This window comes from Pseudomonas putida, assembly GCF_001941965.1.
GTDB lineage: Bacteria > Pseudomonadota > Gammaproteobacteria > Pseudomonadales > Pseudomonadaceae > Aquipseudomonas > Aquipseudomonas putida_L.
The window spans coordinates 1-13,520 of sequence record NZ_MKZO01000015.1 but is presented as its reverse complement, the minus strand read 5'-3'; the positions used below and the strand labels follow the sequence as shown (position 1 = coordinate 13,520).

Sequence of the window (13,520 nt, the reverse complement as noted above, 5' to 3'; positions counted from 1 at the left end):
AGCACTCAGGACGCCAGCCGGTAACGGCTCTCAGGGCTCTCTTCAATAATAGCAAGTCGCCACATCTTCGAGAGCCCCGGAGTCGTCATTCAGATCACCGGGCCTGGATGCGCCAGGCGCGGTGGATCTTGCTGTTGCGGGCGAAGTCCGGGTCCAGCGTAGTGGCGCTGATTTCTTCCACCGCGTAGCGCTCCTGCAGGTTCTCGTCGAGCTGGAACTTGCGGAAGTTGTTGGAGAAGTACAGCACGCCGCCCGGCGCCAGACGGGCCAGGGCCAGGTCGAGCAGTTGCACGTGGTCGCGCTGCACGTCGAACACCCCCTCCATGCGCTTGGAGTTGGAGAAGGTCGGCGGGTCGATGAAGATCAGATCGTACTGCTCGCGGTTGCTCTCCAGCCAGGCCATCACATCACCCTGCTCCAGGCGGTTCTTGTCCGAGTAGCCATTGAGCGACAGGTTGCGCCGCGCCCAGTCCAGGTAGGTCTTCGACAGGTCGACGCTGGTAGTGCTGCGCGCACCGCCCTTGGCCGCGTGCACGCTGGCCGTGGCGGTGTAGCAGAACAGGTTGAGGAAGCGCTTGCCGGCGGCCTCGCGCTGGATGCGCATGCGCATCGGGCGGTGATCGAGGAACAGACCGGTGTCGAGGTAGTCGGTCAGGTTGACCAGCAACTTGACCCCGCCTTCGCTGACTTCGAGGAACTGCCCCTGGGCGCCCTGGCGCTCGTACTGGCGAGTGCCGCTCTGGCGCTCGCGACGCTTGACCACCACCTTGCTCTGGTCGACGCCCAGGGCCTGGGGAATGGCGGCGAGGGCGTCGAACAGGCGGGCCTGGGCCTTCTCCGGATCGACCGAACGTGGCGCGGCGTATTCCTGCACATGCACCCAGCACTGGTACAGGTCGATGGCCAGGGCGTATTCCGGCATATCGGCGTCATACAGGCGGTAGCAGGTGACGTGCTCGCGCTTGGCCCACTTGCCCAGTTGCTTGAGGTTCTTCTGCAGGCGGTTGGCGAACATCTGCCCGCCTTCGCTCAGGCGTGCCGGCTCGGCGGCCACGGCCTGGAGCGGACGCTCGTCGTCCTGGTTGCGCTCGGCGGAGCGACGCTCGCCGGTGACGAACTGGTCCGGTTGCACCTTGATCAGCAGCAGCTTGCACGGCAGCGCACCGTTCCAGAAGGCATATTGCTTGTGGCTACGGATACCCATGCGCTTGCCCAGGTCCGGGGCGCCGGTGAACACCGCCGCTTCCCAGCCGAGGCAGGCCTGGCGCAGGCGCTCGCCGAGGTTCTGGTAGAGATAGAGCAGGCTGGCTTCGTCGCCAAGACGCTCGCCATAGGGCGGGTTGCTGATCACCAGGCCTTTCTGGTTCTGGTCCGGGCGCGGCTCGAAGGTGCCGACTTCGCCCTGGTAGATCTTCACCCACTCGCTCAGGCCGGCGCGCTCGACGTTGTTGCGGCCCGGCTGGATCAGCCGCGGGTCGGCTTCATAACCGCGGATCCACAGCGGCGGACGAGCCAGGCCGGCTTCGGCGCGGGCACGGGCTTCGTCGTGGACCTTGCGCCACAGCGCCGGCACGTGACCCAGCCAGGCGGTGAAGCCCCAGCGCTCGCGCTTGAGGTTCGGCGCGATATCGGCGGCGATCATCGCCGCCTCGACGAGGAAGGTACCGACGCCGCACATCGGGTCGGCCAGGGCCCCGCCTTCGGCGGCGATACGCGGCCAGCCGGCGCGGATCAGCACCGCGGCGGCGAGGTTTTCCTTGAGCGGCGCGGCGCCCTGCTGCAGGCGGTAGCCGCGCTGGTGCAGGCTGTGGCCGGACAGGTCGAGGGAAAGGATGGCTTCACCGCGCTCCAGGCGCAGGTGCACGCGCAGGTCGGGGTTGAGCTTGTCGATCGACGGGCGCTCGCCCTGGGCGTTGCGCAGCTTGTCGACGATGGCGTCCTTGACCTTCAAGGCGCCGAAGTGGGTGTTGTCGATGCCCGAGCCATGGCCGCTGAACTCCACGGCCAGGGTGCCGGCGGCGTCCAGGTGTTCCTGCCAGTCGACGTCGTGGACGCCGTCGTACAGGTCGTCGGCGTTCTTCATGTTGAAGCGCTTGAGCACCAGCAGCACGCGGTTGGCCAGGCGCGACCAGAGGCACAGGCGGTAGGCGGTTTCCATATCGGCCGAGCCGCGCAGGGCCGAGGTGTGCTCGCGCACATCTTCCAGGCCGAGGCTGCGCGCCTCATCGGCGAGCAGGCCTTCCAGGCCTTTGGGACAGGTGAGGTAGAGTTCGAAACGGTCCGACATGGGTCACATCCAGCCTTGTAGTGAAGGAACGAACGCATCGCCCTTCGAAGTTTGATCGAGTGCCTTCGGCAAGCACTCGAGTGGCACCTTGAGGTGCCGGGCCACCCGCGATGCCTTTTCGCGGAAAGCAAAAAGGCTTTGATCGTCGGGCAGAACGAAAAATTCTGTTGCTGAAGGATGCGAATGCGACCCTTCGTCGTTTTATCGGCCAGCGCCGGAAAATCTTCTCCGCGATGGCGTTTTGCTGCAAAGGCCGGGTAACTCCTGATGATAGTTGGCTTTACCCGTGATCTCCTCGTGAAGCAATTTTTTACTTATCCCCTCACCCACGGAAAAGTTACGTGCTTATGACAATTCGTTCGTTCACACGCCCCGCCCCATTGGTTAGAACTCAACTCAGGTCGTGACCGCAACGGTACGACACTTCTGCTCGCCACGCCGGCAGCGAGCGCAAAACCGGCAGAAAGAATCTGCCCGACCTCAGACGAGGTCGACGGGACATTACAGTCAACAAATGAGGGCAGTACCCTATGAGAAGACTTAAGCGTGATCCGTTGGAAAGAGCATTTTCACGTGGCTATCAATACGGAGTTACCGGCAAATCCCGCGAGCTTTGCCCCTTCACCCTGCCGTCCGTACGCCAGGCATGGATCAATGGCTGGCGTGAAGGACGAGGCGACAACTGGGATGGTATGACCGGCACCGCAGGTATCCACCGACTCAACGAAGTTCACGCCGTTGGCTGATCGAGGAGCGTAACCGTTTAACCGATTCACATGCGCGCCCTATCCGGGCGGCGGGCTGCGGCCCAGGGGCCCCTTTCGGGGCCCTTTTTAATGGCCGCGATTCAGCGGCCGGGCATCGCAGCGATAGCGTCCACCGACTCACGGATCAACGCCGGGCCCTTGTAGATGAAGCCCGAGTAGATCTGCACCAGGCTCGCACCGGCAGCGATCTTCTCGGCCGCATGACGGCCTTCGGTGATGCCACCCGCAGCGATGATCGGCATACGACCCGCCATCTCACCCGCCAGCACCTTCACGGTGTTGGTGCTCTTCTCGCGCACCGGCGCACCGGACAGGCCACCCGCTTCGTCAGCATGCGCCAGGCCTTCGACACCTTCGCGGCTCAGGGTGGTGTTGGTGGCGATCACCGCGTCCATTCCCGATTCCAGCAGGGCCGCCGCGACCAGCGCGGTCTCCTCGTCGGTCATGTCCGGGGCGATCTTGATCGCCAGCGGTACGCGCTTGTTGTGGGCCAGGGCCAGTTCTTCACGGCGCACGGCCAGGGCGTCGAGCAGTTGCTTCAGCGAGTCGCCGAACTGCAGGCTGCGCAGGCCCGGGGTGTTGGGCGAGCTGACGTTGACGGTGATGTAGCTGGCGTGGGTGTAGACCTTGTCCAGGCAGATCAGGTAATCGTCGACGGCGCGCTCGACAGGGGTGTCGAAATTCTTGCCGATATTGATGCCGAGCACGCCCTTGTAGCTGGAGGCGCGCACGCGGTTGATCAGGTTGTCGACGCCGAGGTTGTTGAAGCCCATGCGGTTGATGATCGCCTCGGCTTCCGGCAGGCGGAAGATCCGCGGCTTCGGGTTGCCTGGCTGCGGACGCGGGGTCACGGTGCCGATCTCGACGAAGCCGAAGCCCAGCTGGGCGAAGCCGTCGATGGCCGCGCCGTTCTTGTCCAGGCCGGCGGCGAGGCCCACCGGGTTGGGGAACTGCAGGCCCATGACGGTCACCGGCGAACGCGCCGGGGCCTTGGTCAACAGCCCATTGAGGCCCAGGCGGCCGCCGGCACCGATCAGGTCGAGCGACAGGTCGTGGGACGTTTCCGGGGACAGTTTGAACAACAGCTGGCGGGCCAGGTTATACATGGGCGGGCTTGGCTCAGGATTTGGAGAGGTGGCGATTATAGCCACGCCGGGGTTTGCAGGACAGGCCCTTGGCATATGGGTTGCTTTAAGCCTTGCATGGGGCCGGCGCTCGCTTGTGCGTCGGCCGAGCGCTTTACCTGCCAGGCGATTGCATTGCGATGACCACGATTTCTCCCTCTCCCCTGGCCTGGCTGCATGGCAGCGACGCCCCGGAAAAGACCAGCTTGAACATCGGCTTCATGGCCCTGAGCGACTGCGCGCCCCTGGTCGTCGCCGCCACCCAGGGCTTTGCCCAGCCCCACGGCCTGACCCTCAACCTCAAGCGCCAGACCTCCTGGGCCGGGCTGCGCGATGGTTTGCTCAGCGGCGAACTGGATGCCGCCCACAGCCTGTACGGCCTGACCTACGCCGTGCACCTGGGCATCGGCGGCGTGGCGGCGACGCCCATGGCGGTGCTGATGGGGCTGAACCACAACGGCCAGAGCATCAACCTGTCGCCGGATCTGCAGGTCATTGGCGTGACCAGTCCTGAAGCACTGGAACGTCACGTGCACCAAAGTCGGACAAAACTCACCTTCGCCCAGACTTTTCCCACAGGCACCCACGCCATGTGGCTGTATTACTGGCTCGCCAGCCAAGGCATCCATCCCCTTGAGGACGTCAACAGCGTGGTGGTACCGCCGTCGCAGATGCTCGCCCACCTGCGTGCCGGGCGGATCGATGGCTTCTGTGTGGGCGAACCCTGGTCGGCCAATGCGGTGAACCAGCACATGGGCTTTACCCTGGCCACCAGCCAGTCGATCTGGCCGGGTCACCCGGAAAAGGTCCTGACCACCACTGCGAGCTTTGCGCAGCAGCATCCGAACAGCGCCCGGGCCCTGGTGGCGTCGGTGCTGGCGGCCAGCCGCTTTATCGAGGAAAGCCCGGAAAACCGCAGCGCCACCGCGCGCCTGCTGAGTGCCGAGAACTACCTCGACGCACCGCTGGCGGATATCGAGCCGCGCATGCTCGGTGATTACAGCGACGGCCTCGGCAACCACTGGCACGACGCCCATGGCCTGAGCCTGTTCAACCATGGCCGGGCCAATGTGCCGTACCTGTCGGATGGCATGTGGTTCATGACCCAGTTCCGCCGCTGGGGGCTGCTGCGGGAAGACCCGGATTACCTGGCCGTGGCCCGTGAGGTCCAGCAACTCAGCCTGTATCGCGATGCGGCGACCAGCCTGGGTATCGACTGCCCGGTTGCCTCGATGCGCAGCAGCCAGTTGATCGACGGCAGCATCTGGGACGGCAGCGATCCTCGCGGCTATGCCCATGGCTTCCGCCTCCACGCCCTGTCCGACCTTTAACGGGAGTTGCCCTGATGTTGCGAATCCTGTTGATCGACGACACCGAGAAGAAAGTCGGTCGCCTGCGTGCGGCGCTGGTGGAGGCTGGTTTCGAGGTGATCGAGGAGTCTGGCCTGACCATCGACTTGCCGGCGCGCGTCGAAACGGTGCGCCCGGATGTGGTGTTGATCGATACCGAGTCACCCGGCCGTGATGTGATGGACCAGGTGGTACTGGTCAGCCGCGACCTGCCGCGGCCGATCGTGATGTTTACCGATGAGCATGACCCGGGGGTGATGCGCCAGGCGATCCAGGCCGGGGTCAGTGCCTATATCGTCGAGGGGATTCATGCGCGGCGCTTGCAGCCGATCCTGGATGTGGCCATGGCCCGCTTCGAGAGTGACCAGGCGCTCAAGGCCCAGTTGCAGGCGCGGGACCAGCAGTTGGCGGAGCGCAAGCGGATCGAGTTGGCTAAAGGCCTGTTGATGAAGATGAAGGACTGCGATGAGGAACAGGCCTACACCCTGATGCGCCGGCAGGCCATGAGCAAGCAGCAGAAGCTGGTGCAGGTGGCGGAGCAGATCATTGCCATGCATGACTTGTTGGGATGAGGTGCTCTCTCGGGCCTCATCGCTGGCAAGCCAGCTCCCACAGGGATCGCGGCGCCTGAAGCGACTGAGGTAGCCAGCAGATTCACCACTGGCAGGCACCACACAATACTCAAAACCAGTGCGGACCCTGTGGGAGCTGGCTTGCCAGCGATGAGGCCGGTTCAGGCAATACACAGGGAACTGGCCCACCTCTTGCTAAGAATTACAACGAAAGCCCGGTAGCCAACGGCGGCTGCCCAAAAACCAAATACCGACAAAGACGTCGCTCTCCCCCTCGCCCCCATGCGAGCCGGGAAGCGGCGTTTTTTTGTTTCAGCCCCGTGAGGTGTCCCCATGAATACGAGCTTCTGGAAATCCGGGCATGTCCCGACCCTGTTTGCCGCTTTCCTGTATTTCGACCTGAGCTTCATGGTCTGGTACCTGCTCGGCCCGCTGGCGGTGCAGATTGCCACCGACCTGCAACTCACCCCGCAACAACGCGGCCTGATGGTCGCAACGCCAATCCTCGCCGGGGCCATCCTGCGCTTCGTCATGGGCATTTTGGTCGACCGCCTCTCGCCCAAGACCGCCGGCCTGATCGGCCAGGTGATCGTCATCGTCGCGCTGTTCAGCGCCTGGAAGCTGGGGGTCAACAGCTACGAGCAGGCCCTGCTGCTCGGCGTGTTCCTCGGGGTAGCCGGCGCGTCCTTCGCCGTGTCCCTGCCGCTGGCCTCGCAGTGGTACCCACCACAACACCAGGGCAAGGCCATGGGCATCGCTGGTGCCGGCAACTCCGGTACGGTGTTCGCTGCCCTGCTGGCGCCGATCCTGGCCGCGGCCTACGGCTGGAACAACGTGTTCGGCTTCGCCGTGCTGCCGCTGGCGCTGACCCTCGTGCTGTTCGCCCTGCTCGCCCGCAACGCACCACAACGCCCGAAACCCAAGGCCGTGGCCGATTACCTCAAGGCCCTGGGCGACCGTGACAGCTGGTGGTTCATGTTCTTCTACAGCGTCACCTTCGGCGGCTTTATCGGCCTGGCCAGCGCCCTGCCCGGCTACTTCAACGACCAGTACGGCCTCGACCCGGTCAAGGCCGGCTACTACACCGCCGCCTGCGTCTTCGCCGGCAGCCTGATGCGCCCGCTGGGCGGCGCCCTGGCCGACCGTTTCGGCGGTATCCGCACCCTGCTGGGCATGTACAGCGTGGCGGCGATCTGCATTGCCGCGGTGGGCTTCAACCTGCCGAGCTCGGTGGCAGCATTGGGCCTGTTCGTGGCCGCCATGCTCGGTCTCGGTGCAGGCAATGGCGCGGTGTTCCAACTGGTGCCGCAGCGCTTCCGCCAGGAAATCGGAGTGATGACCGGGCTGATCGGCATGGCCGGCGGTATCGGTGGTTTCCTGCTGGCGGCTGGCCTCGGGGCGATCAAGCAGCACAGCGGTGATTACCAGCTGGGCCTGTGGCTGTTCGCCAGCCTCGGCGTGCTGGCCTGGTTCGGCCTCCATGGCGTCAAGCGCCGCTGGCGCACCACCTGGGGCTCCGCTGCCGTGACTGCGGCGCGGGTCTAAGGGTTTTTCATGAGTCTGCGACTGAGCACCGCCCAGGCCAGCGCCAGCGGTCCACGGGAAGAAAACCAGGACGCCACGCGCCTGGTTACCCCCGCACCGGAACTGGCGGCGAGCAAAGGCTATCTGTTCGCCCTCGCCGACGGCGTCAGCCAGTGCGCCGATGGCGGACTGGCCGCGCGGGCCAGCCTGCAGGCGCTGGCGATGGACTACTACGCCACGCCGCCGACCTGGGGCGTGGCCCAGGCCCTGGATCGGCTGCTGTCGGCGCAGAACCGCTGGCTTCGCGCCAATGGTGGCGGGCAGCCACTGCTGACCACCCTGAGTGCCCTGGTCCTGCGTGGCCAGCGCTTTACCCTGGCCCATGTCGGCGATTGCCGGGTCTATCGCTGGCACACCGGGCAGTTGCGCCGCATCAGCCAGGACCATGTCTGGGACCAGCCCGGCATGCAGCACGTGCTCAAGCGCGCCCTCGGCCTGGATGAACATCTGCTGGTGGACTATCTGGAGGGCGAGTTGCAGCAGGGCGAACACTTCGTCCTGCTCAGCGATGGCGTCTGGTGCGTGCTCAACGAACATCAGATCGCCGGGGTGCTGCGTGATACTCCGGACCTGCAGGAAGCCGCCGACACCCTGGTGCGCATGGCTCACCTCGCCGGCAGCCAGGACAACGCCAGTGCCGTGCTGGTCCGGGTCGACGAGCCCGGCGCCGCCAGCCTCGGCGATACCCTGGCGCAGCTGCAGCAATGGCCATTACCGCCACACCTGCGCCCGGGCCAGGCCTTCGAGGGCTGGACCGTCGATGCGGTGGTGAGCAAGAGCCGGCAATCCCTGCTCTACCGCGTACTCGATCGCCAGCAACAACCCTGGCTGCTGAAAACCCTGCCCGCCAGCCGCGAGCAGGACAGCGGCGCCCAGCAAAGCCTGCTGATGGAGGAATGGTTCCTGCGTCGGGTCGCCGGGCGCTGCTTCCCCGAGGTGCATCCGGGCAATCAGCGCCAGCACCTGTATTACCTGATGCGCGAATACCCGGGCGTGACCCTGGCCCAGCACTTCCAGCAGCACGGCCCGCTGCCCCTGCCACAGTGGCTGGATATCGCCCGCCAGTCCTTGCGTGCGGTGGGCATGCTGCACCGGCGCAATATCCTCCACCGCGATATCAAGCCGGAAAACCTGCACCTGGATGACGACGGTCAGGTTCGCCTGCTGGACTTCGGTCTAGCCTTCTGTCCCGGCCTTTCCGAGGACATTGCCCACGAACTGCCCGGCACGCCGTCGTTCATCGCACCGGAAGCCTTCGACGGGCAAGCTCCGGCCTTGCAGCAGGATCTGTACGCCCTGGGCGTCAGCCTGTTCTGGTTGCTGACCGGGCATTACCCCTACGGCGAGATCGAGGCGTTCCAGCATCCACGTTTTGGTACACCGACCAGCGCCGCGCGCCTGCGCCCGGATGTCCCGGAATGGCTGGAGCGCAATCTGGCCCAGGCCATCGCCAGCGACCCGCGCCAGCGCTTCGAAACCGCCGAGCAATGGCTGCTGCTGCTCGACCAGGGCGAACACCAGCCCCTGGCCCTGCGCCCGAAACCCTTGCTGGAACGCGAGCCGCTGAAGGTCTGGCGCGGCCTGGCGCTGTTCTCCCTGCTGCTCAACCTGATTCTGCTGATCTGCCTGCTAAAAGGCTGACGGCGCCCAAACCTGATGAGGATGACACCATGAATGCAAAAGTCTGGCTGGTCGGCGCTGGCCCTGGCGATCCGGAGCTGCTGACCTTGAAGGCAGTACGCGCCCTGAGGGAAGCCGAAGTGGTGATGATGGACGATCTGGTCAACCCGGCAGTCCTCGAACACTGCCCGCAGGCGCGGGTGATCCGGGTCGGCAAGCGCGGCGGCTGCCGTTCCACGCCCCAGGCGTTTATCCAGCGCCTGATGCTGCGCCATGCCCGGCAAGGGCGTTGCGTGGTGCGCCTGAAAGGTGGCGATCCGTGCATTTTCGGCCGGGGTGGCGAGGAAGCCGACTGGCTGGCAGAACGCGGCGTCGAGGTGGAACTGGTGAACGGGATCACTGCGGGTCTGGCGGGGGCCACACGCTGCGGCATTCCCCTGACCCTGCGCGGCGTGAGTCGTGGCGTGACCCTGGTCACCGCTCACACCCAGGACGACAGCGAGCTGAACTGGCAGGGCCTGGCGCAAAGCGGCATGACCCTGGTGGTGTACATGGGCGTGGCCCGTCTCAAGGCGATCCAACAAGGGCTGCTGGCGGGGGGAATGGATGTGGATATGCCGGTGGCAATGATCGAGAACGCGTCCCTGCCCGGGCAACGGGAGTGCCGCAGCCAGCTGGGGCGGATGGATGTGGATGCTGCGGGCTTCGAACTGAAAAGCCCGGCGATCCTGGTGATCGGCGAGGTGGCAGGTGTAGCGTCGAACGTTCTGGGGCTGAATGAGCAGGGGCTGCAAGCCATAAGCTGCAAGTCATAAGAAAAAGCAGCAAGCGCCGCGAATGCCTTTTCTTGCAGCTTGAGGCTTGCGGCTTGAAGCTCGGAAAAAGAAAAACCCGGCCGAGGCCGGGTTTTTCAGTAGTGCTTCAGACCAATTACTTGGCTTGAGCTTCTACTTGAGCTTCTACGCGACGGTTAACGGCGCGGCCAGCGTCAGTGGCGTTGTCGGCAACTGGGCGGGTTTCGCCGTAGCCAACGGACTGAACGCGGTTCGACTCAACACCGTACTGCTGGGTCAGAACCTGCTTGACGGCGTTTGCACGACGCTCGGACAGTTTCTGGTTGTAAGCGTCAGGACCGACGGAGTCAGTGTGACCTTCAACAGTGGTGGTGGTGGATGGGTACTGCTTCATGAAGTCAGCCAGGTTCTTGATGTCGCCGTAGCTGTTTGGCTTGACGACCGACTTGTCGAAGTCGAACTTGACGTCCAGCTCAACGCGAACGACTTCGGCAACAGCCGGGCAGCCATCAGCGTCAACGGTAACGTTGGCTGGGGTGTCTGGGCACTTGTCGACGTTGTCGCAGACGCCATCGTTGTCGCTGTCGGAGCAGACTTCAGCAACTGGAGCAGGAGCCGGAGCTGGAGCGGCTTTGGAGCCACCACCGAAGTTCAGGCCGACACCAACGCTTGGTGCCCACTCGGTGTCACCCTGGTCGATGTTGTACTGGGCTTCAACGCCGGCACGGGCGTAGAAGTTGTCGGTGAAGTACAGCTTGGCACCAGCGCCCAGGTTGGCGAAGGTGGAACCGTTACGACCACCGCGGCCGGTCTGGCCGATGCTCTGGTCGGAGAAACCAGCGGAAACGTACGGACGCAGCATGTCGCCTGGGTTGTTGAAGTGGTACAGAGCGTCCAGGGCGGTGTTCGAGCCCTTGATGTTCTTGCCATCTTCGCCACGAGCGTTGTGAACTTCGTCGTAGCCCAGACGCAGTTCGACGTCGTCGGTCAGGAAGTAACCGATCGAGCCACCGAACAGGTTGCCGTCGTTTTTGAAGTCGCGCTGGCTGTCGAAGTATTCTTTCTTGTAGAAGCCTTCAACTTCAACCGCGCCTTGGCCTTGAGCCAGTGCGCCGAAGGAGGTGGCGGCAACCAGAGAACCAATGGCCAAGCCCAAGGTGTTTTTCAATTTCATCCGTTAAATCCCCATTTGATGATTGTTAAGCAGTCCCCACCAATATCCGGGGGACAACTCGTCGGCAAGTTTAGCAGAACTCACCGAACCGTTAGAGAATTTTCCGACAGACTAAGTTTCAATCTGCCCTGAAAATTTCTCGCGCAGCTTGTCCAGTGCGCGCTTGTAGCGCATTTTCGTCGCGCTCAAGCCCATATGCATGATGTCGGCGATCTCCTGGAACTCCAGCTCTGCGACAAATCGCAGCACCAGGATTTCACGGTCGATGGGGTTCACATGAACCAGCCACCTGTCCAGTCCGCCCTTCTCTTCCGGCTTCGGCGACTTCTCTTCAGAGGCCTCCTCGACGGGGTCCAGGCTCAGGGCATCCATCAACCGGCGCTTGCGTCGCTCCTTGCGGTACTGGGTAATGCACTCGTTATAAGTGATGCTGTAGAGCCAGGTCTTGAACTTGGATTTACCCTCGAAGTTCTTCAGCCCATAGAGGACCTTCAGCATCACCTCCTGACAGACATCGTCGGCATCGCGATCGTTCCCAAGATAACGTGCACAAACGTTAAAAAGGGTTCGCTGATAGCGCCGCATGAGTTCCTCATAGGCGCGGGTGACATGAAAAAGCTCCTCATGCGAACGCGCCACCAACTCCTCATCGGTGAGTTCGCGGGGGTCGTAACGCATGGGCAGCGGGGAGGTTCTATTCAAAACAAATCAGGCCGACAGTCAGGTATTCGTCGCCGCCCGCCCGGAGGGGGCAGTTTTGCGGCGGCATACATTAGCAGAGATTTGCCCGGTTAGCGGCTACTGACCCGCTGCTCCAGCAGTGTCCGGTTGGACAGCGAGACCAGGTCGCCGTCGTCGGTCAGGACCACCGTCTTCACCGTGCCGATCTCTTCGATCATGCCTTCGACGTCGCCAATCCGCACTTCCTGCCCGACCTGGTAGAGCTCGCGCACATAAATGCCGGCGATGATCTGCCCGGCAATTTCCCGGCTGCCCAGGCCCATGGCCAGGGCCACGGCCAGACCAACGGTAATCAGGCCGATGACGATCACATGGTTGAGCAGGTCGGTCTTGACCTCGAGCTGGCTGATGGCCACCGAGATACTGATGATGATCACCAGGCCTTGGACGATGCGCCCGACGCCGGCGGCGTATTCCAGGCCGATGCCCTCGGCGGCGCCGCGGGTCAGGCCGTTGGCGACCTGGGCCAGCAGCACGCCGGCCAGCAGGACCAGTGCCGCGCCGAAGACTTTCGGCAGGTACAGGGCGAGCATGTCGAGGGTGGCCGAGACGCGTTCAAGGCCCAGGGACTGGGCGGCGGAGACCAGGAACACCAGCAGCACGAACCAATAGACGACCTTGCCGATCAGGGTCGAGATCGGCACCTGGATGCCGACGCGGCTGAGCATCTTGGTCAGGCCGGTGCCGCTCATCAGGCGGTCCAGGCCGAGTTTGGCCAGGAGTTTGGAGAGCAGGGTATCGAGCAGCTTGGCGACCACGAAGCCGAGCAGCACGACGACCAGGGCGCCAAACAGGTTGGGGATGAAGTTCGCGACTTTGGTCCACAACGCGGTCATTGCGGTGACCAGGCTCTGGGTCCAGAGATCAAGTTCCATATTCAATCGGCCTTATCAGCTTTTTTGGAAGCGGTGCGGCGAACCGGCGCCACGTGCGCCGAGCCATTATTGATGGCGATCATCAGTGCCTGGCCCCAGCGGCCAAGCAGGCTGAACATATCGCCGGCGCCGACCTGGCGGTTGGCGGTTTTCAGGACACGTCCGAGGCAGGCGTCATCATCGCGCTCCTGGCCGGAGGGCGACGCCTTGAGCATGTCTCGCAGGGATTGTTCAAACGGATCGTGCATGGGCACCTCGCGTGATGTCAGTCAAAGACGAGGTCGCCTTGATGTGGGTCACATGAACAATTCGGTCTGGAGCAGGTTTGGCGGTCACTGCGGCCCCTGTGGGAGCGGGTTCACCCGCGATTGCGGTGGTGAATTCACTACCGCTATCGCTGGCAAGCCAGCTCCCACAGGTTTCTCGGCCAGCCACAAGTTTTATGACCGACACGGTCACTGTGGGAGCTGGCTTGCCAGCGATTGCGGTGGCGTGGCCACTATCGCAATCGCGGGTGAACCCGCTCCCACAGGGTTCGCGGCCAGCCACAAGTTTTATGACCGACACGGTCACTGTGGGAGCTGGCTTGCCAGCGATTGCGGTGGCGCGGCCACTATCGCAATCGCGGGTGAA

At 63.7% G+C, this 13,520-nt stretch carries 12 protein-coding genes; 6 read left to right on the top strand and 6 right to left on the bottom strand.

Annotated elements, in window-relative coordinates:
* Positions 1 to 94: 94 nt before the first annotated feature.
* Positions 95 to 2,287, bottom strand: coding sequence for a bifunctional 23S rRNA (guanine(2069)-N(7))-methyltransferase RlmK/23S rRNA (guanine(2445)-N(2))-methyltransferase RlmL (rlmKL, locus tag PSEMO_RS10585; RefSeq protein ID WP_075803023.1), 2,193 nt, complete (start codon positions 2,285 to 2,287; stop codon positions 95 to 97).
* Between the two features lie 530 nt (positions 2,288 to 2,817).
* Between rlmKL and rmf the strand changes: the two genes are divergently transcribed.
* Positions 2,818 to 3,033 carry a ribosome modulation factor gene (rmf, locus tag PSEMO_RS10580; RefSeq protein ID WP_009404525.1) on the top strand — a complete coding sequence of 72 codons (216 nt, stop codon included), beginning with the start codon at positions 2,818 to 2,820 and terminating at the stop codon, positions 3,031 to 3,033.
* Positions 3,034 to 3,134: 101 nt separating this feature from the next.
* On the opposite strand, the gene PSEMO_RS10575 is transcribed toward rmf, so the two are convergent.
* The gene (locus PSEMO_RS10575; protein WP_075803022.1) at positions 3,135 to 4,160 is read right to left on the bottom strand and encodes a quinone-dependent dihydroorotate dehydrogenase; all 1,026 of its coding nucleotides are present in this window, start codon (positions 4,158 to 4,160) and stop codon (positions 3,135 to 3,137) included.
* Between the two features lie 158 nt (positions 4,161 to 4,318).
* Here PSEMO_RS10575 and PSEMO_RS10570 point away from each other — a divergent pair, with 158 nt between their 5' ends.
* From PSEMO_RS10570 to cobA, 5 genes are all read left to right on the top strand, one after another.
* Positions 4,319 to 5,509 (top strand): CmpA/NrtA family ABC transporter substrate-binding protein, encoded by a 1,191-nt coding sequence (locus PSEMO_RS10570; RefSeq protein ID WP_075803021.1) that lies wholly within the window; start codon positions 4,319 to 4,321, stop codon positions 5,507 to 5,509.
* 14 nt (positions 5,510 to 5,523) lie between these two features.
* Entirely contained in the window at positions 5,524 to 6,099 is a 576-nt protein-coding gene (locus tag PSEMO_RS10565; RefSeq protein WP_075803020.1) for an ANTAR domain-containing response regulator, read from the top strand.
* 333 nt (positions 6,100 to 6,432) lie between these two features.
* Positions 6,433 to 7,644 carry a nitrate/nitrite transporter gene (locus PSEMO_RS10560; protein ID WP_075803019.1) on the top strand — a complete coding sequence of 404 codons (1,212 nt, stop codon included), beginning with the start codon at positions 6,433 to 6,435 and terminating at the stop codon, positions 7,642 to 7,644.
* 9 nt (positions 7,645 to 7,653) lie between these two features.
* Entirely contained in the window at positions 7,654 to 9,324 is a 1,671-nt protein-coding gene (locus PSEMO_RS10555) for a bifunctional protein-serine/threonine kinase/phosphatase (RefSeq protein ID WP_075803018.1), read from the top strand.
* A gap of 29 nt (positions 9,325 to 9,353) precedes the next feature.
* Positions 9,354 to 10,118, top strand: coding sequence for a uroporphyrinogen-III C-methyltransferase (cobA, locus tag PSEMO_RS10550; protein WP_075803017.1), 765 nt, complete (start codon positions 9,354 to 9,356; stop codon positions 10,116 to 10,118).
* 115 nt (positions 10,119 to 10,233) lie between these two features.
* Here the strand turns inward: cobA and PSEMO_RS10545 are convergent, their stop codons facing one another.
* The 4 genes from PSEMO_RS10545 to PSEMO_RS10530 all read right to left on the bottom strand — a co-directional run bounded on the left by PSEMO_RS10545 (position 10,234) and on the right by PSEMO_RS10530 (position 13,135).
* Complete coding sequence (locus PSEMO_RS10545; RefSeq protein WP_075803016.1) at positions 10,234 to 11,271, bottom strand: OmpA family protein; 1,038 nt, start codon at positions 11,269 to 11,271, stop codon at positions 10,234 to 10,236.
* A 111-nt stretch (positions 11,272 to 11,382) separates the two neighbouring features.
* Positions 11,383 to 11,949, bottom strand: a complete 567-nt coding sequence (gene sigX, locus PSEMO_RS10540; protein WP_042124229.1) for an RNA polymerase sigma factor SigX — start codon at positions 11,947 to 11,949, stop codon at positions 11,383 to 11,385.
* Between the two features lie 113 nt (positions 11,950 to 12,062).
* Positions 12,063 to 12,887, bottom strand: a complete 825-nt coding sequence (locus tag PSEMO_RS10535; RefSeq protein WP_075803015.1) for a mechanosensitive ion channel family protein — start codon at positions 12,885 to 12,887, stop codon at positions 12,063 to 12,065.
* Positions 12,888 to 12,889: 2 nt separating this feature from the next.
* Positions 12,890 to 13,135, bottom strand: coding sequence for a CrfX protein (locus PSEMO_RS10530; RefSeq protein ID WP_075803014.1), 246 nt, complete (start codon positions 13,133 to 13,135; stop codon positions 12,890 to 12,892).
* Positions 13,136 to 13,520 lie beyond the last annotated feature (385 nt).